The 25,315-nt window shown below is 57.7% G+C and carries 24 protein-coding genes and 1 pseudogene; 3 read left to right on the forward strand and 22 right to left on the reverse strand.

Annotation, left to right across the window (positions count from 1 at the left end; all coding sequences use genetic code 11):
* Positions 1–17: 17 nt before the first annotated feature.
* The 22 genes and pseudogenes from VSQ83_RS11180 to VSQ83_RS11285 all read right to left on the reverse strand — a co-directional run bounded on the left by VSQ83_RS11180 (position 18) and on the right by VSQ83_RS11285 (position 21,749).
* Entirely contained in the window at positions 18–1,313 is a 1,296-nt protein-coding gene (locus VSQ83_RS11180; protein WP_133079589.1) for a transporter, read from the reverse strand.
* A 46-nt stretch (positions 1,314–1,359) separates the two neighbouring features.
* Positions 1,360–2,100: a hypothetical protein gene (locus tag VSQ83_RS11185; RefSeq protein ID WP_219262243.1), complete on the reverse strand. Its 741-nt coding sequence runs from the start codon at positions 2,098–2,100 to the stop codon at positions 1,360–1,362.
* A gap of 45 nt (positions 2,101–2,145) precedes the next feature.
* Positions 2,146–2,835, reverse strand: a complete 690-nt coding sequence (locus VSQ83_RS11190; RefSeq protein ID WP_326426723.1) for a C39 family peptidase — start codon at positions 2,833–2,835, stop codon at positions 2,146–2,148.
* A gap of 63 nt (positions 2,836–2,898) precedes the next feature.
* Positions 2,899–3,687: a heme utilization protein gene (locus VSQ83_RS11195; RefSeq protein WP_219262242.1), complete on the reverse strand. Its 789-nt coding sequence runs from the start codon at positions 3,685–3,687 to the stop codon at positions 2,899–2,901.
* A 69-nt stretch (positions 3,688–3,756) separates the two neighbouring features.
* On the reverse strand, positions 3,757–4,332 hold the full coding sequence (locus tag VSQ83_RS11200; RefSeq protein ID WP_219262241.1) for an adhesin: 576 nt from the start codon (positions 4,330–4,332) through the stop codon (positions 3,757–3,759).
* 1 nt (position 4,333) lies between these two features.
* A complete protein-coding gene (locus VSQ83_RS11205; protein WP_219262240.1) occupies positions 4,334–4,774 on the reverse strand; it encodes a hypothetical protein in 441 nt (146 codons plus the stop codon).
* Positions 4,775–4,847: 73 nt separating this feature from the next.
* On the reverse strand, positions 4,848–5,093 hold the full coding sequence (locus VSQ83_RS11210; protein ID WP_219262239.1) for a hypothetical protein: 246 nt from the start codon (positions 5,091–5,093) through the stop codon (positions 4,848–4,850).
* Positions 5,094–5,136: 43 nt separating this feature from the next.
* Positions 5,137–5,691 carry an AAA family ATPase gene (locus VSQ83_RS11215; protein WP_326426725.1) on the reverse strand — a complete coding sequence of 185 codons (555 nt, stop codon included), beginning with the start codon at positions 5,689–5,691 and terminating at the stop codon, positions 5,137–5,139.
* The gene (pnuC, locus tag VSQ83_RS11220) at positions 5,688–6,251 is read right to left on the reverse strand and encodes a nicotinamide riboside transporter PnuC (protein ID WP_219262237.1); all 564 of its coding nucleotides are present in this window, start codon (positions 6,249–6,251) and stop codon (positions 5,688–5,690) included. Before pnuC ends, VSQ83_RS11215 begins: the two co-directional genes overlap by 4 nt.
* Positions 6,252–6,451: 200 nt before the next feature.
* Complete coding sequence (locus VSQ83_RS11225; RefSeq protein WP_326426728.1) at positions 6,452–8,059, reverse strand: ArnT family glycosyltransferase; 1,608 nt, start codon at positions 8,057–8,059, stop codon at positions 6,452–6,454.
* Positions 8,060–8,134: 75 nt separating this feature from the next.
* The gene (locus VSQ83_RS11230; protein WP_219262235.1) at positions 8,135–9,499 is read right to left on the reverse strand and encodes a UDP-glucose dehydrogenase family protein; all 1,365 of its coding nucleotides are present in this window, start codon (positions 9,497–9,499) and stop codon (positions 8,135–8,137) included.
* Positions 9,496–9,894, reverse strand: a complete 399-nt coding sequence (gene arnF / locus VSQ83_RS11235; RefSeq protein ID WP_133079224.1) for a 4-amino-4-deoxy-L-arabinose-phosphoundecaprenol flippase subunit ArnF — start codon at positions 9,892–9,894, stop codon at positions 9,496–9,498. The genes VSQ83_RS11230 and arnF overlap by 4 nt, the downstream gene beginning before the upstream one ends.
* A complete protein-coding gene (arnE, locus tag VSQ83_RS11240; protein ID WP_326426732.1) occupies positions 9,891–10,235 on the reverse strand; it encodes a 4-amino-4-deoxy-L-arabinose-phosphoundecaprenol flippase subunit ArnE in 345 nt (114 codons plus the stop codon). Before arnE ends, arnF begins: the two co-directional genes overlap by 4 nt.
* On the reverse strand, positions 10,232–11,881 hold the full coding sequence (gene arnT / locus VSQ83_RS11245) for a lipid IV(A) 4-amino-4-deoxy-L-arabinosyltransferase (protein ID WP_326426735.1): 1,650 nt from the start codon (positions 11,879–11,881) through the stop codon (positions 10,232–10,234). Before arnT ends, arnE begins: the two co-directional genes overlap by 4 nt.
* Positions 11,878–12,762 carry a 4-deoxy-4-formamido-L-arabinose-phosphoundecaprenol deformylase gene (gene arnD, locus VSQ83_RS11250; RefSeq protein ID WP_219262231.1) on the reverse strand — a complete coding sequence of 295 codons (885 nt, stop codon included), beginning with the start codon at positions 12,760–12,762 and terminating at the stop codon, positions 11,878–11,880. Before arnD ends, arnT begins: the two co-directional genes overlap by 4 nt.
* Positions 12,762–14,753: a bifunctional UDP-4-amino-4-deoxy-L-arabinose formyltransferase/UDP-glucuronic acid oxidase ArnA gene (arnA, locus tag VSQ83_RS11255; RefSeq protein ID WP_326426739.1), complete on the reverse strand. Its 1,992-nt coding sequence runs from the start codon at positions 14,751–14,753 to the stop codon at positions 12,762–12,764. Before arnA ends, arnD begins: the two co-directional genes overlap by 1 nt.
* Positions 14,750–15,763 (reverse strand): undecaprenyl-phosphate 4-deoxy-4-formamido-L-arabinose transferase, encoded by a 1,014-nt coding sequence (gene arnC / locus VSQ83_RS11260; protein WP_133079219.1) that lies wholly within the window; start codon positions 15,761–15,763, stop codon positions 14,750–14,752. The genes arnA and arnC overlap by 4 nt, the downstream gene beginning before the upstream one ends.
* A gap of 476 nt (positions 15,764–16,239) precedes the next feature.
* A complete protein-coding gene (gene efeO, locus VSQ83_RS11265) occupies positions 16,240–17,064 on the reverse strand; it encodes an iron uptake system protein EfeO (RefSeq protein WP_326426742.1) in 825 nt (274 codons plus the stop codon).
* 25 nt (positions 17,065–17,089) lie between these two features.
* Positions 17,090–18,409 carry an iron uptake transporter deferrochelatase/peroxidase subunit gene (gene efeB, locus VSQ83_RS11270; RefSeq protein WP_326426745.1) on the reverse strand — a complete coding sequence of 440 codons (1,320 nt, stop codon included), beginning with the start codon at positions 18,407–18,409 and terminating at the stop codon, positions 17,090–17,092.
* Positions 18,406–19,620 (reverse strand): iron uptake system protein EfeO, encoded by a 1,215-nt coding sequence (gene efeO, locus VSQ83_RS11275; RefSeq protein WP_326426748.1) that lies wholly within the window; start codon positions 19,618–19,620, stop codon positions 18,406–18,408. Before efeO (VSQ83_RS11275) ends, efeB begins: the two co-directional genes overlap by 4 nt.
* Before the next feature lie 8 nt (positions 19,621–19,628).
* Positions 19,629–20,472 (reverse strand): annotated as a pseudogene (efeU, locus tag VSQ83_RS11280) (iron uptake transporter permease EfeU).
* Between the two features lie 266 nt (positions 20,473–20,738).
* On the reverse strand, positions 20,739–21,749 hold the full coding sequence (locus VSQ83_RS11285) for a DNA-binding protein (protein WP_219262225.1): 1,011 nt from the start codon (positions 21,747–21,749) through the stop codon (positions 20,739–20,741).
* 178 nt (positions 21,750–21,927) lie between these two features.
* Between VSQ83_RS11285 and VSQ83_RS11290 the strand changes: the two genes are divergently transcribed.
* The 3 genes from VSQ83_RS11290 (at position 21,928) to ahpF (ending at position 25,312) form a co-directional block, all read left to right on the forward strand.
* A complete protein-coding gene (locus VSQ83_RS11290) occupies positions 21,928–22,866 on the forward strand; it encodes a site-specific integrase (RefSeq protein WP_326426752.1) in 939 nt (312 codons plus the stop codon).
* Between the two features lie 192 nt (positions 22,867–23,058).
* A complete protein-coding gene (ahpC, locus tag VSQ83_RS11295; protein WP_016780891.1) occupies positions 23,059–23,622 on the forward strand; it encodes an alkyl hydroperoxide reductase subunit C in 564 nt (187 codons plus the stop codon).
* A gap of 127 nt (positions 23,623–23,749) precedes the next feature.
* Positions 23,750–25,312: an alkyl hydroperoxide reductase subunit F gene (gene ahpF / locus VSQ83_RS11300; protein ID WP_219262224.1), complete on the forward strand. Its 1,563-nt coding sequence runs from the start codon at positions 23,750–23,752 to the stop codon at positions 25,310–25,312.
* Positions 25,313–25,315: the final 3 nt, after the last annotated feature.

Below are 25,315 nucleotides of genomic sequence, written 5' to 3' on the forward strand. Positions count from 1 at the left end.
GGGCCTTTTTGTGCGGCTTAGAAGTAGTACGGAAATTTCAGGCTGAAGGTGAAGTCCGGTGCATCGTCAGTCAGGCCAATCGACAGGTTTGGCACGATGGTCAGGTTGTTGGTGGCGGCAACCGTCATGCCGACGTTGAAGTAGCCTGCGTTGGCATCACTGGTGGTGACTGTTTGCCAGTCCCCGCCATCCTGCTTGAGTTTGCTCTTTTTCTGAATCAGGTCAGACACCGAGAACGACATACTCATCTTCTCGTTGAGGGCGAACGCCACACCCGCGCCAATCTGGAAGCTGTCACCCAGTTTGACCTTGCCAGGCTGCTTCAGATTTTGCGTTGAGCTGATGTCGTCAAAGGACTCTTCAAGGTTGTGGGTGTAGGAGAGGGTACCGAACAGTACGGCCGGGTCGAAGGTCTTGACCAGGGAGATGGCAGGGCTGATGGACCACACACCATTACCGGTCGGCAGGTCTTCAGGGGTGAATACGTTGGTGTTGTCAGGCGACTGAACCAGCTTGATCCCGAACGGATCCTTACCCGTAGGGGCCTTGACCCGCACGCTGAACACCGCATCCGGGGTGTTTACCGACTCATCGAGGAACTTGTAGGCGACACCGAAGTTGACGTCACCAATGGTCGGGTCACGCGTGACGGTTTGCTCGGAAGTCGCCTGGGCATCACCGCCGTTGGCACCGCCGGACTGGTAAGTCGATTCACGGTAGACCACCGGTACGTTGACGTCGAACTGCCAGCGGTTATCCAGGTTGTAGCGGCCGGTCAGATCCAGCGTCCAGTTGTCGGCCTTGATCCGGTCCAGGTTCAGGTTGCCCAGAAAGATCGAGTCCAGGGCCAGGAAGCCGTTTAGGATCAGCTGGCGGGTGTCATAACGGGAATAGGTAACGCCTGTTTCGAAACTGAACTTGCCACCGCCGAAGAAGCCGCTGGCTTCGTCGTAAAGGTTGACCACACTCTGGGCCGGTGCGGAGTCATCCTTCAAGGCGGTCCCGTAGGAACTGCCGCCTGCAGCAACGGCTGCGCCAGTGGTACTGGCGCCTGCAACTGTCTGGTTGCCTTTCATGTCGGCCGGGGATTTGGCCAGGCGACGTGGAGCAGGTGTTGCAGGCTGGTCTTCAACTTGACGAACACGTTGCTCAAGCACAGCCAGGGCTTTTTGCTGCTGATCGTAACGTTGGCGTAGCTCCAGTAATTCTTGTTTTAGTAGCTCTACGTCCGAACCAGGTGCTGCATACAGCAGTGCTGATGGGAAAATAGTGCTCATGCATACAACTGCGCGAAAGGTAAACGATCGGTGCATGAAATAAGCCGTCCAGATAAGCCAAGTCGTAGGGCCTGAGCGTAGTTCAATATCCCATATTGCGTAGTCCTTTTAGCTGACTAAGATTGCAATCGAGTGCACCGGGACTTGGCATGTTATTGCGCAACACCACATTCAGTTGGGTCATGTTATTAACCATGTTGCCGCCTCCCAACAGTGTTGTGCTCTGCAACACGCCCCCTTGGGCTATTTGTTGCAGTGAATTGCCTTGATTGTTGTTAGCCTGAATCGCTAGTTGGATGCCTCCGTTTACGGCAGACACCGTCAAGTTACCGGCGCCGCCTGTTTGGGTAATAGGGTTGTTGGCGGTCAGCAACACGCCTTGCTGATTAACCGCAGGTGCCTGATTGGCCTCGGTCACATTGATATCGACATTGTTGTAAGCGCTGTTGTAATCCCCCGCAGCCCGCACGCTCTGGGTGACGCCCTGGCCCGTGGTCAAGCCCACGCCACCGGTCACCGAGCCGGTACCGGGTGATCCGGTGGGGCCATTACCGGCAGAACTGTAAGTGGAGACATAGAACTTGGGCTCAATGGTGTTTTGCACATACATGGTGGTGCTGGCACCCACTACGCCGCCATTACTGCTGGTCCAGGTACTGTTCATTACAATGCCGAAACTGATGATTCGTCCGGGCATGACATAACGTCCACGCAACTCGGACATTTCATTGTCTTTCAATTCGACCGGTTTAAAGGTCGATGCGGCCTGGGCGGGCAGACTGGCCGCCAGGCAGGCGGCAATCAGCCAGATTGGAGTTTTCATGTGCTGCTCCAGGAGCGCGCAGCTCCGTAGTCATGCTTGGCGCACCTAAAAAAAGTCGCTTTGAATAAAACCAAAGTCCATGAGCTCTGCATCTTTTACCGGACTGAAACCGTCCAGCTGGTTTTTTGCTGTCAGCGGAGCAGGGGGCGACAGTAGGGCGTTGGTTTTGTCGTAACCGGGGCCGATGATGGCAAACACGATGCCATTCCAGCCTTTGATAAAATCTTCATGGGAATAACGTTTGTGGCCAAGTACAGGGTCGCCGATGTAAACCCAGTCTTTCTGGGTGCGTTGCAGGACGACAAAATGCTTGTAGCCACGGATCTCCAGCAGTACCACCACGGGGATGTTCACACTCTCCAGGCTTTGCGCAGGAATTCTGTAACCCCGGGCGCGCATGCCGATACTTTCAACGTAGCGCTTCATGTCGAGCATTGAAAAACCTTGAACGCGCACCAGGTCCTGATCTGCGTTCTTCAGCATCCCTTTGATGATCTGGTCTTCGTCGACGTCCAGCCAGTAGGCCTGGCGCAATACGGTGGCCAGTGCTGCCGCGCCGCAACTGAAGTCGGTCTTTTGTTCGACGATGTCCTTGAAGCGCCGCTCACGAATGCTCTGTACCTGTTTGAAAACCAGATTGCCGCCAGGCATGGCGGCGACGGACATTTGTGCGGCTTGGGTCATCCCGGTGATTCCGGTCAAGCCAAGCATGAGGGCGAGGGCGACAATACGCATGATTGATACGCCTTGTATGAAGAGAAAGGGTCTCGTAAACGAGACCCTCCTTTACCGTCGCTATTACATGCAGACTTTGCAACCTGCAGCGATGGACAGCGAGTTGCTTTGTTGGTTGCCCACACCGGCCGCGATGTTGGCACCACCATTACCCGACATGCCATTGAACGAATGGTCCATGGTGGCGTTGTTGATGACCGGGGTTTTGTTGTGGCTCCAGCTTGGGCCCCAGGTATTCACATTGCTCAGGTAAGACGCGCCAGCCTCGTTGATAACCGAGAGGTTATTGGAGGTTTGGGTAGCGGCTGCGCCTGCGGAAGCAATGCGGCCATTGGATACGGCGATGGCCAGGTTGTTTTTCTGTTGGTTGAAGTCGCCCGCAGCCACGTTTATACCCACGTTGCCTGAACTGCCATTGCCGGAGCTTTTGAGCATGGCGTTGTTTTGGGTGCCGTAGTTATGATCGTTGTTGTGACTGTTGGTCTGGGTTGCACTGGTCAGGGACGCAGCAGTACCAAAGACAAACGTTTCGTCAGCGGTTGCGATCGCAACGGCGTTGTCTTGTTGGTTGCCCGAGCCAGCGGCGGCGTTGACGCCCATGTTGCCTTCAGCACCTTTGACCGAGTCTTTGACGGTTGCGGTGTTTTTGATCGCTTTGTTGGTCACTTTGTTGTGATTGCTGTTTTGCACGTCAATCACAAGCGCTGCAGCCGCTGCATTAGGGTCCAGTGTGTAGGACGGTGGATTCGATGGAGGTGGTGGTGGGCCATCGTTGTGACCGGCTTGTGCAGCTACTGACAGGAGTGCGGCCATGGCGAAAGCCAGAGGTTTCAGAGCGCTTGAAGGTTTCATGGTGATTCTCCGTGCTTCATTAGTGTGTTAAGTGTTGGCACTTTCTAATTGCACTGCGTTGTTATCGGGTCAGTCAGCAACCCGTATATTCAGGGTGTTAGCCATGCGGTTCCCCACCCCTGCACTCTGGTTCAACTGCACCACCCCTCGGCTGCCGGTGAAGGCCTGATCGCTGGTAACGACCTGGCGACTGCCGTTGGCGGGGGGTGCGGTTCCCGAGTTTGGTACCAGCGCCACGTTCTGTTGTGACAGGGCGCTGTCGTCCATACCTTGCGGCTGGGCACTGATGCCGACTCGCACGGTATTGACCATCTGGTTGTTGGCTCCGGCGGACTGGTTGATACCGATCACACCGCTGCCATTACTGAAAGAGTTGCCGCCAATGACTGCCTTGGCATTAAGCGAAGGGTCGGCCGGGGTATTGATTTTCTGGGTAACGGACGTTGAGGCTTTGGCCTCGGTACCGATGGCAATGGCGCGGATGTTGACTTGTTGCTGCTGGTCGCCCGCCGCCTGGTTGATCGTGACGTTGCCGTGGTAATTGGCACCCGAGTTATTGATCTCGGCGTTGTTGTCAGAGGCCGCCAGCACACTTGAACTGGCAAGCAGGGCGGCAATCACCACAGGCAGGCTGTAGGCAGTCATGTTATTTCCCCTGGCTCAGTACAGAGAGCGGACGCATGCCCTGGCTGATGCTGTTGCCGATGGTGTCGGAAATGGTGCCACCGCTCCCACCGCCATGGCCGTTGGTCATGCCTGGCAGCCCGTTGCTGGTATTGAGCCCTGGCAGACTGTTGCCATTGGGCATCATGGTGTGCCTGATCGAGGTACCGGTGCTGACACCGGCAAAATCGCCATCATTGAGTTCGCGAGTACCGCCCATCACTTGCGCCAGAGGGCTGGCATTTGCGGTAACAGGGTCGGGATCGGGATGCATGGCGGGGGTGCCCACCGGCTGGGGTTGTACAGTACGTACAAGCACTATCTCGCCACTACCTGCGGCCTGTACTGCGCTGCACACGCCCATCAAGGCGCTCAGGCTGCAAGCCATCAGCAGGTAACGGTTACCACGATATAAGTGCCCCATGACTGTGCTCCCTTTTCGACGCTGGCCCTAGCCAGCGTGATAAGGAAAGAGCATGAGCTGTGCCGCTTTTGAATTAACGTTGTAAAACAATAGCTGGCAGCGTGATGGCAATTCCGGTTGGGCCGAAGTGTAACGAGCGTGAGATAACAAGGAGCCGGTCAGCGCCTTTATCTGTTGGGCAGGCGCTATTTTTAGAGGCCGACAGGGCCTGTTTCATGCGCGTTACACTATTCGTGTTTATGGCGCAGGCCAGTGTTTTAGCGGTGTTGCGGGGTGGCGCATGTAACAGCAGCGGACATATTAAAAGTGCTGAATCCATTAAGTTGCTCGTTAATGAATTGCACTTTTTATTGGGCTATAACTTACTGACTAATACTTATTGAATAAGTTTCCTGAGCGCTCATTAATTTATTGACCGCCTCACAGGCGTGTTGTTGTCGAGCCTGCCAATCGCCAGTGATGACTTGCAGGGGTTGGTGATGGTCTGTCAGCCATTGATGGCTGGCCCTGAAAAACGCCTGGCGTTCAACCAGTGAGGGTTGGCAACGTTGGCCGTCAGCGGTCCATTCCACATCGTCAGGGGACAACAGCAGATGCAGGTCGTAATCGCGCTTTAGCAATTCGGTTTCCAGCCAGTCCGGACAGTCGCCGAACAGCGTCTGGCTCCACAGGATGTTACTCAGCAAATGAGTATCCAGAATCAGCAGTTCGGGCAGTTTGGCACGTGCTTGGTCTTCCCATTCGAGCTGGCCGCGAGCGATCTGTGGAATATCCGCCAGGCAGGTGTCGCGAGGGTTTTGCTCGATAAAGTAGCGAACATATTCGCCCACCAGAATGCCGCCAAAACGCTCTTGGAGCAGCGCTGCCAGCCAACTTTTTCCGCTCGATTCAGGCCCTGCCAGTACGACCACCTTCATGTGCGTAGCGCCGGGTCGCGGCGCCAGTCACGCCAGCCTTGAATGGCAATGACGGTAAACAGCGCGTAAAGGCCGGCCGTGAGGTACAGATCCTGCCAGGCGAAAAAGCCGATATAGAGCACGTCGATCACACACCACAGCGCCCAGCATTGAAGGCGTTTTTGCGCCATCCACACTTGTGCGACCAGGCTGAAAGCGGTCAACGTGGCGTCAGGCCATGGGAAGCTGGAGTCCGTCCAATGGGCCATTGCAGCACCCAAAGCAACACTGCCTATGACGCCCATGGCGAGGCCGAAGAGCACGTGCAAGGCACTGAGTCGAGAAACAACGCGACCTTCATGTTGCGAGCCTGCACGGGTCCACTGCCACCAGCCATAGACTTGCAGCACGGCAAAAAACACCTGCAGGAGCATGCCTGAGTACAGTTTGATCTCGAAAAAAATCCAGCTGTACAGCAGCACCATCACCAGGCCAATGGGCCAGCACCAGGGGTTTTGTTTGACTGTTAACCAGACGGCGATGACGCCGAGTGCGGCGGCAAACAGTTCAAGCCCTGACATTGGGATTCCTTGGAAGAAAGTGAAGGGCGGGAATTGTACCTATTTGTGGGGGTTGTAGCTGCTAATAGGTGGGAGCGGGCTTGCTCGCGATGGCATCACTGGGTTCAACCTGACAGGCCGCAGCGTTTGCATCGCAGGCAAGCCAAGTCCCACAGGTATTGCGCCGACCCTGTGGCAGCGAGCAAAACGGCCTGTCGCGATCAACGCAAATGCAGCAGCACGTAATCATTCTTGTCGAATCGCCCACTCAGTGCCGGTGCAATGCTGCCCGGCTCGCTGCCCTGTAAAGCCTCATAGTCCTTTCTGTCCATCACGATCCAGGCCGGTGCGCGCAATGCTGTCAGCTCTGCAGGTGACTGGGTGAAAAGCGGCAGCAGATCCCGGTCCACGTTGACCATGAATTTGATCGCCTTGGCGTCTTTGCCCATGCCGTGCAGCACCACGGGTGCCGGGGCCTGATCGATCAGTTGCAGGGCTTTGAGGGTAAAGGTGCGCGTGTCATACAGAGTGCGCTCTGCCGGTTCAAAGACGGTGATATAGCTGCTCCACAGCGCCAGCACGGCACACGCCGCCAACCCTTGAGTACGCCACCGGGCTTTGAACAACAGGCCCAGGGCCAGAACCTGGAGAACCGCCAGGATGACGAAGGTAGCGGTCAAGGGCGGCAACTGCTCGCCAAAACGCTTGCCTGCAACGATCAGGCCGATGATCAGCAAGCCCGGCAGGAGCAAGAACAGCCCTTGAATAAAGCAACGTAAAACGCCAAACATCCGACCGCTCATGACTTGAAACGGATAAGCCGCAATGATCGCGGCCATAGGCAACATGGGCAGGAGGTAGCGGGCTTTTTTCGCTTGAGGAATCGACAGGCCGATCATGACCACCAGCGCGGCCGCCACACAGTATTTGACCAGTTGCAGCGACGGTCCCGACTGTTTTCGCCCGGCAATCAGGATTGCCACCAGCACCACCACGGCCAGCGGGTAAGCCAGGGCGTAGTTGCCCACGGAACTTGTGAAGTAATACAGCACGCTGCTTGCGCCTTCGGTGCCGTCCATGCGCCCGGTGACTTGCATGCGGATCACTTCGTGGACAAACGCCTCGCCACCACTGAGCCAGGCCAGCATCAGCAATGTGCCAATGCACGCGACCAACAACACCAGCGCTTGTAGCCCAACGCTGATCAGGCGTCGCCATTGGCCGCCAAGCAGGTAGTAACTGCACAGGATACCGGTGGGAATCACCAGGCCGATCGGGCCGCGAATGGCAAAGCCCAGCACCAGTAGAGCCAGTAGCCAGACATGTCGTCGTGGCGCCCCGAAGTTGTCGTGGGCGTAAGCCAGATAGAACGCGCTGAAACTGACGGCTGCCAGCATCTGGTCCAGGGAAACGGCCCGGGTTTCGGTCACGAAGGTCATGCTCAGCAACAACAGGGCCACGCTGACCAACGCCCAAAGTGTGGATCGCGGTGCAACCAGGCGATACATCAACGTCACCAGGGTTGCGCTGGCGATGGCTGTGGGCAGCCACGCCGTCAGGCTGGTCACTTTGCCAAAAGGCAGCGACAGCAACCAGGTGAACACGGTCGAGGTTGCGCTGTAGTCGGCGTAGGGCTGGCCATAGGTCGTCGGGAAAAAGCCGGGACCGTTGCGCAGCATTTCGTTGGCAAACATGACAAAGCGCGAATCAAAACCGATCGCCGCCTCTTGATGGTTGCCCAGAATAAACAGCACTAATGCGAGCGCGCCCAGTATCAGGGATTGCCTGCGTTGGGTGAGCAGGGCTGTGGGGGTGAAATCGGCAGGCATGTCGAGTCTCCTTGACTCCTCGGAGCACGCAAAAAAAACGCCGCCATTGTTACCAATGGCGGCGTGATCACATCATCAAATGGCTGTTGAACCGTGGGAAACCGGCAAGTTGCACGATTCACCCCGTCCCATCGGGAAGTACTGCAAGCCGGTCTTGGCCAGACGCTCGCCGTCGTACAGGTTGCGCCCGTCAAAAATCACCGGGGTGTTCAGGCGCTGCTTGATCAGCTCAAAATCCGGAGCCTTGAATTGTTGCCACTCGGTACACACGATCAGCGCGTCGGCGCCGCTGAGGGTGGACTCCGGCGTACCCATCAGGCTCAGGCGTTCTTCATTGGCGTAAAGACGCTGGGTTTCCTGCATGGCTTCGGGATCGAAGGCCCGTACATTGGCTCCGGCTGCCCACAAGGCTTCCATCAATACCCGGCTTGGCGCGTCGCGCATGTCGTCGGTGTTGGGTTTGAACGCAAGACCCCACAGGGCAAATGTCTTGCCTTTGAGATCGCCCTTGAAGAACGCATTGATGCGATCGAACAGCTTGTGCTTCTGGCGTTCGTTGATGGCTTCAACCGCTTGCAACAGATCGCTTGAGCAATTGACCTGCTGGGCACTGTGGATCAGCGCGCGCATGTCCTTGGGGAAGCACGAACCGCCGTAGCCGCAGCCCGGATAGATAAAGTGGTAGCCGATACGGGTATCGGCACCGATGCCCAGGCGCACGGCTTCGATGTCGGCGCCCAGGTGCTCGGCCAGTTCTGCAATCTGGTTGATGAAGCTGATCTTGGTCGCAAGCATGCAGTTGGCGGCGTACTTGGTCAGTTCAGCGCTGCGCAGGTCCATGAAAATGATGCGGTCATGGTTGCGGTTGAACGGCGCGTAGAGGTCACGCATGACCTCGCGGACTTCTTCGCGGGCGCAGCCAATGATGATGCGATCCGGGCGGCGGCAATCGGTGACGGCCGAGCCCTCCTTGAGGAACTCCGGGTTGGACACCACGTCAAATTGCAATGTGCGCCCGGACAGGCCCAGGGCCTTGTTGATATGGGCGGTCAGTGCGTCACCGGTGCCGACGGGTACGGTGGATTTTTCGACCAGGATCAGCGGTTCTTCACGGTGGCGGGCAACCGCATCACCGACTGAAAACACCTGGCCCAGGTCAGCCGAACCGTCTTCGCTCGGGGGAGTGCCCACGGCGATAAACAGTACCTGACCGTGCTCAACGGCGAGTTTTTCATCGCTGGTAAAGCGCAGGCGTTTGCTTTCAATATTTTCACGCACCAGGCTCGAAAGCCCGGGTTCGAAAATGCTGACGTGACCTTGCTGCAGCAGCTCGACCTTTTTCTGGTCAATGTCCATGCAGATCACGTCGTGGCCGACTTCAGCCAGGACCGTCGCCTGCACCAGGCCTACATAGCCACTACCAAATACACTGATTTTCATGCGCAGTTCCTGGTACGTCGAGAGTTGATCGTAAGCACCCCAAGGATGACCAGTGTCACACCCAGGGTTTTTGACAAAGTGAAGTGTTCATCGAAAATCGGCAGGCTTGCAGCGAGCAGGTACACCAAGGCGTAACTGACGCTCAACAGCGAATACGCGCGACCCAGCGGCAAGTCGCGCAGGGCCAGCAGCCAGCAGAGCATCGACAGCGCATACGCCATGATCGCGGCAAACACCACCGCCAACGCCGGGAGCGATACATCGCCCTGACTGATTGCATCCACCCATTGAGCCGGCTGCGGCAAGCGGGTCATGCTCCAGCGCATGCCCAATTGGGCAGTGCTGACCAGCAATACGCTGCCCGAGGCAAAGGCAAATCCACGGCGCAGGTTCATGCTTGTTGTCCCAGCAAAATGACACCGGCAATCACCAGCCCCACCCCCAGCCAATGACGCCGGTCGATGGATTCTTTAAACAGGTAGCGGGCCACCAGGGTGATCAGCACAAAGTTCAGGCTGAGCATCGGGTAAGCAATCCCGACCTCAAGCCGTTGCAACACCAGCAACCACACCAGCAAACCCAGGCCAAGGCACAGCAAGGCCAGCCACAGCCAGGGGGAGCGCAGTTTTTGCGTCACCCCGGATTCAATCCCGCGCCAGCCTTCGACCGCATACTTCTGGGCGATCTGGCCGGCGCAGGTCAACAGGCACGCCAGTAGCAGCAGTGCCAGGGTCATGGAGCGATCTGCGGGAAAATCAGAATGACCATGTTGCCTTCCTGATAGCGCTTGGCATCTTTGGGCAAGTGGTCCATTTCATGGCTTTCATCGCTGTCCTTGACCCGCATGACTACGCCCACCGGGCCTTGGCGACGGGCGTCAGCCATCCACTGGCCAATGTCGGCCAGGCCGATGCTCTTGCCTTTGGCATCGTCATAGGTCAGGCCGTATTTGACTTCGCCCTGGGTGTTGTAGAGCGTCACGTCCGGGCGACGAAGGCGCCATGCCAAGGCAGATGCCGCACCCAGGTCGTTGCTGAGCAAGGACTTGGCCTGGGACAACTCGTCCATGTGTTCAAGGACGAACTGGTCGGGCATTTTGTTGTGAATCACGCTGGTCGGCATGGCCGCAGGCAGCGCGAGAACCAGAACACCCATTGCAACGGCAGGGGCGGCCCACATTTTCAAAGGTTTGGACAGCGTGAGCAGGCCGGTAACGATCCAGGTCAGCAGCACGAGCACCAACAACGCCATGTGCTGCGGTTCATTGTCATAAAACGGCTTTTTGATCTGGAAATAGATCAGGGCCAGCAATGCCACGCCGCCCACCACCAGATTGAGCAGGCCGTTCAAGCGGATGGCACCGGTTTTGGCCTGCTCGACACGGGCAATCAGCGCGTGGCCCAGCAGCAGGGCCAGCGGCAACATGCACGGCATGATGTAAGTCGGCAGCTTGCCTTTGCTCAGGCTGAACAGGGCCAGCGGCAACAGCAGCCACATCAGCAGGAACACCACGCTGGCATGACGCTTGTTCTGCCAGGCATCCTTGAAGGTTGCAGGCAGCAGGGCTACCCAGGGCAGGCTGGAGACCACCATCAGCGGCAGATAGAACCACCATGGACGACCGTGCTGGGCATCTTCACCGGCAAAGCGGCGAATGTGCTCGTGCCAGAAGAAAAAATTCCAGTAATCGGGCTCCTGGGCGTGAACCGCAAGGATCCACGGCAGTGAAACCAAGGCTGCGACCAGCATGGCCACCAGGCCATATTTGATCAGTTCCAGAAAACGCTTTTGCCAGACCATGTAGGGCAGGGCGATCAGCACCGGCAGCAGCAGGGCCAAAAAGCCTTTGGTCATGAAGCCCATGCCACAGGCAAAGCCCAGCACGGCCCAGCTGATCAGACGATCACGGGTAGAGCTGCTGTCGACGGCAAACCACAAGGCCACCAGGCTCAGGTTGACCCAAAGCGTGAACTGCGGATCGAGGTTTGAATAACCCGCCTGGCCTGCGATCAAGCCAAACGTCATGTACACCAGGGCGCAGGCGAAGCTCTTGCGCGGGTCGTTCCACAGGCGGCGAGCCACGGCATAGGCCAGGAACACGCTCAGGCCGGTGGCGATGGCCGAGGCAATGCGCACGCCAAACAGGTTCTCGCCAAAAATGGCCTGGCCGATAGCGATCATCCAGTAGCCGGCAATCGGCTTCTCGAAGTAGCGCAAATCCATGAAGTGGGGAGTGATCCAGTTACCGTCGATCAGAATTTGCTGGCCGATTTGTGCGTAGCGCGTTTCATCGGGAATCCACAGGCCGTGGGTGCCCAGTGGTAACAGGTAAAACGCAATAAAGGCCAGGACCAGCAGGGGTATCGTCCAGCGCTGGGTCATGGCTTCTGTACTCCCAGCCAGCCTTCACGGCCTTCAAGCACGCCGCGGCTGAGTTGCCCGGCAGGCAGGCTGTCAATGTCGTTCGGAAGCAAGTCCCGCAGGGGCTGGAAATGAATATCGCGGGCACGAGCCTGCGCCAGCAATTGACGGAAGTCGTTTGCCATAAGAATCCCTTCTACTTCAGCATGGATGGTGTATGCATTCAGCTTTTGCGGGCTGAAGCGATCAAGAATGTATGAGTTGAAGTCGGCGGCACTCAGGTGCGGCCCGACCACTTCATCGAACGTCGGTAAATCCACAGGAATTTGCGGCGCGCCCAGTCTGCCGTCAGCCAATCGTGGCCGAAACAGACTGTGCCCGCGGCAATCACTGTTGTAGCGAAAACCAAAGGTTTCCTTGGCCTGGACTACGCGTTCATCGGCACGCCACCCTGCGGCTGCCGAACACTCGACGGCCTGTCCGGTGATGTCGCTCAGGGTCTCGACACCACGGCGGATCTGCTCGATCAGTTGTGCCTGGCTCCAGCGCGCGGTGTTGGCTTGCCAGCCGTGGTGATCCCAGGCGTGCAGGCCGACCTCATGGCCAGCGGCCAGGGTCTGGCGCATCAAGTGCCCCAGATCCTTGCCGATAGGTTTGCCTGGCCAGGCGGTGCCGGCCAGCAAAATATCCCAGCCATACAGGCTGGCAGCCTTGGAGCGCATCATTTTCCAGAAAAACTGGGGCTTGATCAGCCGCCATAAATGGCGGCCCATGTTGTCCGGCCCCACGCTGAAAAAAAACGTGGCCTTGATCTGGGCTTCATCGAGCAGTTCGAGTAACTGTGGAACCCCCTCACGGGTTCCACGGTACGTGTCGACATCGATACGCAGTCCAGCTTGCATCAGCGTTTTTCCGCGATTTCTACCATGGCTTCACGCAGGAAGAAGTCCAGGGTCTTGCCAATGGTTTCACTAAGTTCGGTGGTCGGCGTCCAGTCGATAAGACGACGGGCGTTTTCAACACTTGGCTTGCGATGGCTGACGTCCTGGTAGCCAGTGCCGTAGAAAGACTGGCTTTCAACGTCGCGGAAACCTGCAAACGGAGGGAAGTTGGCACGCAATGGGTGGGCTTCGAACTGACGCAGCAACTCTTCGCCCAGCTGACGAATGCTGGCTTCGTTGTCCGGGTTGCCGATGTTGATGATCTGGCCGTCGCACTTGCCATCTTTGTTGTCGATGATGCGGGCCAGGGCCTCGATACCGTCGGCAACGTCAGTGAAACAGCGTTTTTGTTCGCCGCCGTCCACCAGGCGGATCGGGGTACCTTCCACCAGGTGCAGGATCAGCTGGGTGATGGCGCGCGAGCTGCCAACACGTGCCGAGTCCAGACGGTCAAGGCGCGGGCCCATCCAGTTGAACGGACGGAACAGGGTGAACTTCAGGCCTTTGGTGCCGTAGGCCCAGATCACGCGGTCCAGCAACTGCTTGGAAACCGAGTAGATCCAGCGCTGCTTGTTGATCGGGCCAACAATCAGGTTGGAGGTGTCTTCGTCGAAGTTCTTGTCCTGGCACATGCCATACACTTCGGACGTGGACGGGAAGATCACGCGCTTGTTGTACTTGACGCAGTAGCGCACCAGCTTGAGGTTTTCCTCGAAGTCCAGTTCGAATACGCGCAACGGGTTGCGGGTGTATTCGATTGGCGTGGCGATGGCCACCAGCGGCAGGACCACGTCGCACTTCTTGATGTGGTATTCGATCCACTCGGTGTGGATGCTGATGTCGCCTTCCACGAAGTGGAAGTTAGGGTGGCTGCGCAGGCGGTCGATGGCGTCGGAGCCAATGTCCAGGCCATACACTTCATAACGATCGTCTTGCAGCAGACGCTCGGACAGGTGGTTACCGATAAAGCCGTTAACCCCCAGGATCAGGACGCGGGTGCGGCGTGCCGGGCGACCCGACTCAGCACCACGTAGGCGCGAACCTTCGACCAGGCCCAGTTCACGGGCCAGTTGCGGGCCGCTCAGGTACAGGCCGTTGTCGTTGCGCTGACCGGCAGTGATGACCAGCGAGTTCTGGCCGCAGGCAATGCGCAGCGGTTCGCAGCTGATGACCTGGCCAGGTGCATGGCCCTGGTTGCCGGCTACCACTTCGGCGCCCCAGACAATCAGTTTGTGCTCGCCCACGGCGCAGAAGGCGCCCGGGTAAGGCTGGGTAACGGCACGCACCAGGTTGAACAGTTCTTCAGCCGGGCGAGTCCATTGCAGCAAGCCGTCAGCCGGGGTGCGGCGACCAAAATAAGTGGCTTTGGATTCGTCTTGCGGAGTTTCGGTGAGCTTGCCCTGTGGCAGCAGCGGCAAGGCCTCGGCCAGCAGTTGGGCGGCGGTTTCACGCAGCTTGGCGTGCAGGCTCAGTGCGGTATCCGAACGCTCGATGCTGATGCGTTGCTGGGCCAGGATATCGCCTGCATCAGCACGCTTGACCATGCGGTGCAGGGTAACGCCGGTTTCGGTTTCGCCGTTGACCAGCACCCAGTTGGCCGGTGCGCGACCACGGTAGCGCGGCAGCAACGAGCCATGCAGGTTGAAAGCACCTTTGCTGACGCTGGCCAGCAGTTCTTCGCCCAGCAGGTGGCGATAGTAGAAGGAGAAGATGTAATCGGCGTTCAGCTTGCGGATGCGCTCGATCCACAGTGGGTGGTTGGCGTCTTCCGGCGCGTGAACCGGGATGCCTTTGCGGGCACACAGTTGGGCAACCGAGCCGTAAAAGTTATTTTCCTTGGGGTCGTCAGCATGGGTAAACACAGCAGCAATTTCGTAACCTGCATTGAGCAAGGCTTCAATGCCTGTGCAGCCAATATCGTGATAGGCGAAAACAACGGCTTTCAAACTCATGATTGGACCTGTGTCGAAGTAGAAGAAGTCGGGTTGCAAGTTGAAACTGAAGAAGTTGCCGGCTCGGCGCGAACGATTTTTTCAATGAAAAACCGTGGTCGAGCCCTAACATCGCTGTACATGCGGCCTAGGTATTCACCCAATAGGCCCATGCCGATAAATTGTCCGCCGGTGAATACAAACAGCACCGCGAACAGCACGAAAGTACCGTGGCCAGCCCAGGATGCGCCGAAGATCAGACGCAGCATGACCAGGGCGATGGCGAACAGGACGCCCAGTACCGCCATGCTGAAGCCGATAATGCTCAGCAGGCGCAAAGGTGTAGTGGTCATGCAGGTGATCAGGTCGAACATCAGGTTGATCAGGCGCATCGGACTGTACTTGGAGTCGCCGTGTTCGCGCTCGGCGTGCTCGACCAGCACTTCGGTGGTATGGCGGGCGAAGCTGTTGGCCAGAATGGGAATAAAGGTGCTGCGTTCGCAGCAAGCCAGCATCGCGTCGACGATGGAGCGGCGATAGGCGCGCAGCATGCAGCCGTAATCGCTCATGGCAACCCCGGTGGAGCGTTGCACGGCGAGGTTGATCACACGTGAAGGCCAGCGGCGCCAGGCGGAGTCCTGACGGTTGTTGCGCACAGTGCCGACCACGTCGTAACCCAGTGCTGCCTGCGCGACCAGGCGGGGGATTTCTTCCGGCGGGTTTTGCAGGTCGGCGTCGAGGGTGATCACCACATCGCCTTTGGAATGCTCAAAGCCGGCCATGATGGCGGCATGTTGCCCGTAGTTGCGGTTGAGGATAACGGCAACGACTGGGCTGCCTTCACGCTCGGCAGCGTCTTGCAGGATTTGCGCCGAATTGTCCCGACTGCCGTCATCGACCAGGACGATTTCGTAGGCCTGTGTCAACTGCGCGCAGGCTGCTTCAGTACGGCGCAACAGCTCGGGCAGGCTCTCTTCTTCGTTGTAGACCGGGATGACGATCGACACACACTGGATTGGGTAGGGTTTCAAAATATTCGTTCCAGTCAGTTTCAATGGCACAAGACGACATGTCTAAGTCGGCCTCACTCAGGCGCACTTCAAAAACTGGCGCCCACTACGAGTAAAGCTCAATACTGGTAAAGGTAAAGTTGTTGAACTACGTTATCTACATGATTTCGCTTACAAACTATCGGATCTTTTCTGTTCTAGGAAGTGCATACGTTAAACGCACAATTGTGAAAAACCTATGAAAGTTAGATCAACAGGGCATGTTTTGAATCACTAGACAGGTGCTATTCAGGAATGGCGTTACACGCTTGAAGCCTCCATTTTTAGCGCGTAGTTACGTTTTTTGCGTGCAGTGGTTTATATCAGCAATTGTACGAAATTGAACAGCGCCCACTTGCAGTAACGATTCTGCCCCTCGTTTAAACCCATAAACGTCTGAGCGCCAACCTGCAGGCGTGTGACGTGCGTCACACCGGTTGGCGCTCAATAATGGCCTTTTAGTTCAGGCCCAGTTTGCCCCGCAGGCTCGACAAGTCTTCGGCCAGTGTACTGACAGGCCCCACCAGCGCTTTGCGATCGTTGTCCTTGACCTTGTCGTAGGTTTCGAAACCACCGTCGGCGGTTTTGTACTTGGCCAGAATGGTGTTTACCGTAGCGAAGTTTTTATCGACTTTGGCGGCAAACGCTTTGTCGTTCTGCGCGATTTGTGCACGGAACAAGTCGACTATCTTTTTCGCGCCGTCCACGTTGCCCTGGAAGTCATACAGGTCGGTGTGGCTGTAGCGATCTTCCTCGCCGGAAATCTTGGTGGCGGCCACTTCTTCCATCAGGGCCGCTGCGCCGCCAACGACCTTCTCCGGCGGGAAGGTCAACCCCGCCACACGGCTTTGCAGGTCTTTTACGTCCTTGTTAAGGCCATCAGCCAATTGGTCGAGGCCCTGGGTGCTGTTTTCGGAGAACAGGCTGTACTCGATGCGATGGAAGCCTGTGAAATCAGGCGCTTTAACGCCTTTTTCGTGATCGTCTACCCGGGAATCGATCGAAGCGTCGAGGTCGCTGAATAACTCGGCAATCGGTTCAATGGACTCGTAATACACGCGGGTCGGTGCATAGAGTTTTTTGGCCGTGGCCAGGTCCCCCTTTTTGACCGCATCGGTGAATGCTTGTGTGTTGCTGGCCAGTTCATCCAGTTGCTCGGTGACGTAAATCTTGTAGTCCGAAACAGGTTGAACCAAATCCAGCGGCGCGGTTGCGGCCAGTGCCGAGAGCGGGGTATGGAGCAACCCCAGGGCCAGGAGCAGTGCGAGCGGCGTCATCTTCATGGGACTTTTTCCGATTGGTTGAGGTTCAGGTGCGGGCAGACGGTGTGGCGGCATCGAGCAGCGAGCGGCCAATGAAATCCTGATCGTCGCGCACGCCCGGCAGGGTAAAGAAATAGCCGCCGCCAACAGGCTTGAGGTATTCCTCCAGGGGCTCACCGTTCAGGCGGGTTTGCACGGCAATAAAGCCCTGCTCCAGGTCGCGCTGGTAGCAGATAAAGAGCAGGCCCATGTCGAGCTGGCCGTTCTTGTTGACGCCATTGGAATAGTTGAATGGCCGGCGCAGGATCAGGCTGTTGCGCGTTTGCGCGGTGCGCGGGTTGGCCAGGCGGATATGGGCGTCCATCCGGGTGACTTTGCCATGCGGGTCCTGGCTGTAATCAGGGACGTCGCTTTCGCGGGTGCCGTCCAGAGGGGCGCCACTGGCCTTGCTGCGACCAAAGATGCTTTCCTGTTCTTGCAGAGGGGTTCGGTCCCAGCGCTCGACGAAGTTGCGGATGATGCGCACCGCCTGATAGCTGCCGTTGACCGCCCATCGGGGTTCGTCGCTGCCGGGCTGGACCCAGACAATCCGGTTCATGGTCGTGTTGTCGTTGGAGTCGGGGTTGGCCGAACCGTCGCGAAAGCCTAGGAAGTTGCGCGCACTTTGAGCCGGTACACCGGGCCTGGCGGGCGCTTGGGGTGGAACGGTGCCTTCTTGCTTCCAGCGCACCAGAAGCAGGTCGGGGAGGTTTTTCACGATGTCACGCAGGGCGTGAATATTGGTGTCGGCCGTATTGGCGCAAAACTGCAGGCTCAAGTCGCCGTGGCACTGCCCGGGCTCCAATGCATCGTTGGGAAAACCTTGCATGCGGCTCAAGCGCTTGGGCTTGACCTGGCTCAGGCCGAAACGCTCATCAAACAGGGACTCGCCAACCGATACGGTGACGGTCAAGTTGTCCGGGGTCACAACGGGGCCAAGAATGCCGGAGTCCACAGGTGGCAGCTTGGGGTCGACCTGGGGTACGGCGCCGCCCTTCATCAGGAAGGCAATGCGCTCATTCAGGGTGCGGAACAGGCGCTCAAGATCTTGCCGGTCAGTGGCCAGCACATCGAAGGCGACCAGCATGCCAGCAGCCGGGCGGGGAGTGACGATGCCATTTTGATGCTGGCCCTGGAACCCGTGATGATCCAGGGTTCTGTCGCTGCTGGGGGCCTGAGTGACCTGTGCATCAGCCGCGTGGCCCGCAGCCAGGGCCGGACAGCTGAGGGCGCCACCGGCCAGGGCGGCACCGGCGACCCCCATGCCCATTAGGATGCGTCGGCGCTGCTGGTTAAAAGAGCTTGAGGTGTGTTCTGAATCGCTCATGTGCGTCTCGTCTGCAATGACAGGCCGCTAAGGCCAAGGGCGGGATTGATTCCATCGAGTGCGTCGGCCAGAACCTTGGCCTTTTTGCTGATCTGTTGGCGTTGTTCGGCACTGACTGTGTCGTAGCTGCGGTAGCCCCGGGGTGTGCTGAGGCCACTGAGCTGTGCTTCAAGCGAAGCGCTGGCAATGTCGATGCGGTGCTGCAGATCGGCATTTTTTTTGGTCAGTAGCGGACGCAGCAGGTCAACCACCTTGCGTGCAGCTTCAAGGTTGGCGGCAAAACCGTTGAGGTCGATGTGGCTGTAGCGTTCTTCCTCGCCGCTGTTGGCGCGGGTGTCCGCCAGAGTGTGGAGGGTGCGCGCAGCAATGCTGGCCAACTGTTCGGGCGGCAGTGATTGGGCCAATAACTGTTGCTTGAGTTGCACGGCATCGGTTTGCAGTTGTTGGGCTATCGGCGTGAGGCCCTGGGTGCTGCGCTGATCGAACAGGCCGTATTCCAGGCGATGGAAGCCGGTGAAACCCGGGTCTTGCTCGCGTTTTTCGAAATAGTCGGCGCGGGCATTGATGGCGTTATCCAGTTCTGCCAGCCGCTGGGCTGCCGGGGCCAGGCGCTGATAAGCCTCGCGGGCGGGTATGTACAAAGCTTGCGCCTGCTCGAGATCACCGGCCGCAATGGCCAGGGACAGCGCGTCGACGGCCTTGATCATCGCGCTGCCCTGGCGGCTCAGGTAAACCCGGAACTCCGACAGGGGGCCAATAAAGGCCACCATTGAAGGTTGCGCATTGGCGCTGGCCTCGGACGCGGCGGTGGGCGTCACGTGCAGTGAGCCGCGGGGATTGCTGAGCAGGCCGCAGGTGATGGCGTAATCCCCCGGAGCCAGGGTCGCGTTAATCGCCTGGCTGAGGCCTGGGGCAATATTCTCACGCTCCTCGACGACCAGTACGCCGTCGAGGATCTCCCATTCAACCGCCCGCTCTGAGGCGTTGACAATACGAAAGCTATTAAAGCCAGCCGGTACGGTCAGCGCATTGGGTTCGCAACTGTGGGGGTGAATGGTGACCGTGACTTCGTTGTTGTGAACGCTGCGCTTGGCTGCAGCCAGTTGCGAGGCGTAGTAGAACAATCCGCCAGCCGCGATCATCACGATCACCGAGCCGGCCACCGCCCAGCGCAGTGCGCGAGGCGGTGTACCGCTTGCAGGGGTAGGCATGCTTGACCTTATGGGTGTGTTGCGGAGGAGGTGTGTGCAGCGTTTGCAGGCGCAGGCGGGCGAAAGAACATCGCTAGCGTCACTGCCAGATAAATCACATAGGCGGCCAATACGCTGACGGTTGGCGCATCCTGATAGCCGAGCATGCCCGCCAGCACCGAGCCAAGGGGGCCATCCATCGGCAGGCGAGTGCTGATATCGAACACGACGCCCTGCAGGTAATTCCATAGCCCCGGCTTCATGTAGTGCTTGCACCGAGTTGGCCAGGATGCCCGCCGCAACCACCAGAATAAACAGGCCGGTCCAGCGGAAGAACAGGCCCAGGTTCAGACGCATGCTGCCGCTGTAAATGGCAAAACCGATACCGATGGCCAGGACCAGGCCAAGCAGGGCGCCCAGCGGTGCGGCAGGGCCTTCGCTTTGCTGGAATACGGCGAGCAGAAAAAACACGGTTTCAAGCCCTTCGCGGGCGACGGCAAAGAACACCATGGCGATTAGTGCGGTGACTTGATGTTTTGAGCCGGCCAGCGCCTGATCAAGTGACGTGTGCAGGGAGTGCTTGATGGAGCGCGCCACTTTGCGCATCCAGAACACCATCGAACTGAGAATGCCGACCGCAATCAGGCCTACGATGCCTTCGAACAACTCCTGTTGCTTCTGCGGGAATTCGGCACTCATGAGCTCCAGGCCACCACCCACCAGCAGCGACAGTGCCACTGCCAGGAAGACGCCGATCCACACGGCGGGCATCCACTGCCCGCGGCCTGTTTGCTTGAGATAACTGGCAATGATGCCGACGATAAGCGCGGCCTCAATCCCTTCGCGCAACATGATCAGAAATGGAACCAGCATGGGAAAAGCCCGCGTCACTAATTAGTTAGGGAGCTAATTTGTAACATGCTGATACGTATTACCAAACAAGAATCGATTGCATTTGCTGAACGTTGGCTGAACGGAAAGCTGCATCGGGGCAATGGACTCAATGCATTGCTTCAAACAAATCCGGTCGCCTGTATCGCGAGCAAGCCCGCTCCCACAAGGAGCGCAAAGCTGTGGGAGCGGGCTTGCTCGCGATGGTATCGATGCGGTGATTCAGCAGAGCTGGCTCATCAGCATCATCATGGCTTTTTCGCCTCGTCGACTTTTGGTTCTGATTGCACGATATGCGCTTTCATGGTTTCAAGTGCCGTCTCGGCGGTCATTGCTCTGAGTGTCAGAGCGGCTGTGACTTCTTGTGACTGGCTATGCGCCTGCTTCAAGCCTTCGCTTTCCTGGGTAGCCACCCGCAAGCGCTCCTGGAGCAGGGTGCATTCGTTTTGCAGCTGGCTCAGTTGGCCAGTCAATTGCCCGTTGAGGTTGCTCAACTTGTGCTGCTGGTCATTGGCCTGGTTCAGTTCTTTGTTCAGGGCGCGGCTCTCGCTCAATACACGCTCGTTGTCACGATGCAGTTGGGTGATTTCATCCTGACGTACCAGCGCGCTCTGTTGGGCCTGGCGCAGTTCCATTTGTACCTGCTGCAATTGTCCCTCATGGCGACGCTGATCCTGCTCCCGTTGTTCCTTGACGGCGCTGCGGTAGTGCTCAAGGGCATCGCGGGCGTGCAGGTGCTTTTCTTCCAGTGAGCGGATTTGTTCGTCACGGTCCGTGAGGCGCAGCTCAAAGTCACTGCACGCCTGATTCAGGGCGGCGTTGCGGGTTTGTTCGGTTTGCAGCATGGAGCGGATGGCTTCGAGGTTGGCGCTTTCCTGGCTCAGTGCCGTGCCTTGTATCTCAAGGCGTTGCTCAAGCTGTGCCTGAGCGTCTTGCGCCTCGCTCAGTTGCTCGCGCAACTCGATTTTCAGCTGTTCGTAATGAGCCTGGGCGCGGTCGATCGGCTCTTGCGCCTGCTCCTGCAGGCGCTGGGCGAGGCGGGCTACCAGCTCGGTCAGTTCGTCACCGATCTGTTCCTGAGGTGCGCCGCGACGTGAGTCGACCTCGTCCAGCTCTTTTAGATAGCGATGGATCGTGGTTTTCGATCCGGTATTACCCATCTCGATACGTACAGCATCAATGCTCGGGTGTTCGCCGCGGGCCAGGATCGCCGTGCGTGCAATTTGGACTACCGCTTTGTTTACGCCGCCACGGGCCATGGCTTTCTCCTACGATTTTGTACTGTGGTATGTATCATGTAATTACATACTATATTAACGATTAAATTTTGTCTTTATTTACGATTTAAGACGCGGGATATACTGGTATTATCCCGTGCTAGAGCCTTTAAACAGCGTTTTGGGCTCGTTTTCTGTACGCCAATCAAGAGAACTGCCCATGAGCGAGCTGGATCGCTACTTAAACGCCGCGACCCGCGACAACACCCGCCGTAGCTATCGGGCTGCCATCGAGCATTTCGAAGTGACCTGGGGCGGTTTCCTTCCGGCCACCAGCGACAGCGTGGCGCGCTATCTGGTGGCCCACGCCGGACAGCTGTCTATCAACACCTTGAAACTGCGTCTGTCGGCGATTGCGCAATGGCACAACAGTCAGGGGTTTGCCGATCCGACCAAGGCCCCGGTCGTGCGCAAGGTGTTCAAGGGCATCCGTGCATTGCATCCGGCACAGGAGAAGCAGGCCGAACCGCTGCAGTTGCAGCATCTGGAGCAGGTGGTCGACTGGCTCGAAGGCGAAGCGCAGGCAGCGCAAGCCAGCGCGGATCAGCCAGGGCTGTTGCGGGCCAGGCGTGATGCCGCCCTGATTCTGCTGGGGTTCTGGCGCGGGTTTCGCAGCGATGAGCTATGCCGTTTGCAGGTCGAGCACGTACAGGCGGTCCCGGGCGCTGGCATTACGCTGTATCTGCCCCGCAGCAAGAGTGACCGCGACAACCTGGGTAAAACGTTCCAGACCCCGGCACTACAGCGACTGTGTCCTGTGCGGGCCTATATCGAGTGGCTCAATACGGCAGCGCTGGTGCGTGGCCCGGTGTTCCGCGGGATCGACCGCTGGGGCAACCTGGGCGAGGAGGGGCTGCACGCCAACAGCGTGATCCCGCTTCTGCGCCAGGCGCTGGAGCGAGCCGGCATTGCTGCCGAGCAATACACCAGTCACTCGTTGCGTCGCGGTTTTGCAACATGGGCCCATCAAAGTGGTTGGGATTTGAAGTCGCTGATGAATTACGTCGGCTGGAAGGACGTCAAGTCAGCCATGCGCTATGTTGAAGCGAGCGCGTTTACCGGGATGAGCCTCACCGCTGAAAAGCCTGTTGGCAACTGATTGAGGTCAACTTGAAAGCCGGCCCGATGGCCCATAGTTGAATAGGGACTTGGGGTATTAGCTTTCTTCTATCTATAGCGTCACTTGATAGCTAAAACCAATCGGCAGCATCAGCTTTGCTAATGAGCCAGATGCGAAATGTGTTGTTAGGATTCACCTCATCAACTTTTCAACCCTGACGGAGAGTCAACGATGCCTATCATCAACAGCCAAGTAAAACCGTTCAAAGCAACTGCCTACAAAAACGGCAGCTTCGTGGAAGTGTCGGACGCTGACCTGAAAGGCAAGTGGTCTGTCGTGTTCTTCTACCCAGCCGACTTCACCTTCGTTTGCCCAACCGAACTGGAAGACCTGGCTGACAACTACGAAGAGTTCAAGAAACTCGGCGTGGAAATCTACAGCGTGTCGACTGACACCCACTTTGCCCATGCTGCCTGGCACAACACTTCGCCAGCCATCGGCAAAATCCAGTACACCATGATCGGCGATCCTACGCTGACCATCTCCCGCAACTTCGACGTGCTGATCGAAGAAGCTGGCCTGGCTGACCGCGGTACTTTCGTGATCAACCCGGAAGGTCAGATCAAGATCGTTGAGCTGAACGACGGCGGCGTTGGTCGTGATGCCTCCGAGCTGCTGCGCAAAATCAAGGCTGCTCAGTACGTCGCAGCTCACCCAGGTGAAGTTTGCCCGGCCAAATGGAAAGAAGGTGAGTCCACCTTGGCTCCATCCCTTGACCTGGTCGGCAAGATCTAAGTCTGTGAAGCACCCAAGGGCGGTGAACCGCACCTAAGTAGTCAGCAGCATCGCCCTCAAAACGCCCGGGCGACATTCGCTCGGGCGTTTTTTTTTACAGAATCAATATTCAAAGGAGATCGCCCGTATGTTGGACGCCAATCTAAAAGCACAGTTGAAGTCATACCTGGAGCGGGTCACACAGCCGATCGAGATTGTCGCTTCTCTCGACGACGGTGCGAAATCCCGTGAAATGCACGACCTGTTAAAAGAAATCGCCAGTCTTTCCAGCATGATCACCCTGCTGGACAACGGTAACGATGCGCGCAAGCCTTCGTTCTCGCTGAACCGCCCCGGCGGCGATATCAGCCTGCGTTTTGCAGGTATCCCGATGGGCCACGAATTTACTTCGCTGGTGCTGGCCTTGCTGCAAGTAGGCGGCCACCCATCGAAAGCCAGTAGCGACGTGATTGAACAGATTCGCTCCCTTAAAGGCGAGTTCAACTTCGAAACCTATTTCTCGCTGTCTTGCCAGAACTGCCCTGACGTTGTGCAGGCTCTGAACTTGATGGCAGTGCTCAACCCGAACATTCGCCACGTGGCGATCGACGGCGCCTTGTTCCAGGACGAAGTCACCGAACGTCAGGTGATGGCGGTGCCAAGCGTTTACCTGAACGGAGTGAACTTCGGTCAGGGTCGCATGGGCCTGGAAGAGATTCTCGGCAAACTGGACACCAGTGCCGTTGAGCGTCAGGCCGAAAAAATCAGCGCCAAAGAAGCCTTTGACGTGCTGGTGATCGGCGGTGGTCCGGCCGGTGCTGCTGCAGCGATCTATGCTGCGCGTAAAGGCATACGTACCGGTGTTGCGGCCGAGCGCTTTGGGGGGCAGGTGCTGGACACCATGGCCATCGAGAACTTTATCTCGGTTCAGGAAACTGAAGGACCAAAACTTGCCACTGCACTTGAGGAACACGTCAAGCAATACGACGTCGACATCATGAACCTGCAGCGTGCAGACAAATTGATCGCCGGCAAGGCGGGCGAGTTGCACGAAGTGAAATTTGCCAGCGGTGCATCGCTAAAAGCCAAGACCGTGATTCTGGCCACCGGTGCCCGCTGGCGTGAAATGAACGTGCCGGGTGAGCAGCAATACCGCAGTCGAGGTGTTGCTTACTGCCCGCACTGTGATGGCCCGTTGTTCAAGGGCAAGCGTGTTGCAGTCATCGGCGGCGGTAACTCGGGCGTCGAAGCAGCCATCGACCTGGCAGGCATCGTTGCTCATGTGACCCTGCTTGAGTTCGATACCACATTGCGCGCCGATGCGGTATTGCAGCGCAAGTTGCACAGCCTGCCCAACGTAAAGGTCATCACCAATGCCCAGACCACCGAGGTAACGGGTGACGGGCAGAAAGTGAACGGTCTGCTTTACAAGGATCGTCAGTCGGGTGAAGTGCATGCCGTGGAACTTGAAGGCATCTTTGTGCAAATTGGTTTGTTGCCTAACACCGATTGGCTCAAAGGTACTGTAGAGCTTTCGCCCCGTGGTGAGATCGTGGTCGATGCTCGTGGTGAAACGTCCATCCCCGGTATTTTCGCAGCCGGTGACGTGACCACCGTACCGTACAAGCAGATCGTGATCGCGGTAGGCGAGGGCGCCAAGGCTTCCCTGAGTGCGTTCGATCACTTGATCCGCTCTTCTGCGCCGCAATAAGCG

It is taken from the genome of Pseudomonas sp. DSV-1, from assembly GCF_035830915.1.
Taxonomy (GTDB): Bacteria; Pseudomonadota; Gammaproteobacteria; order Pseudomonadales; family Pseudomonadaceae; genus Aquipseudomonas.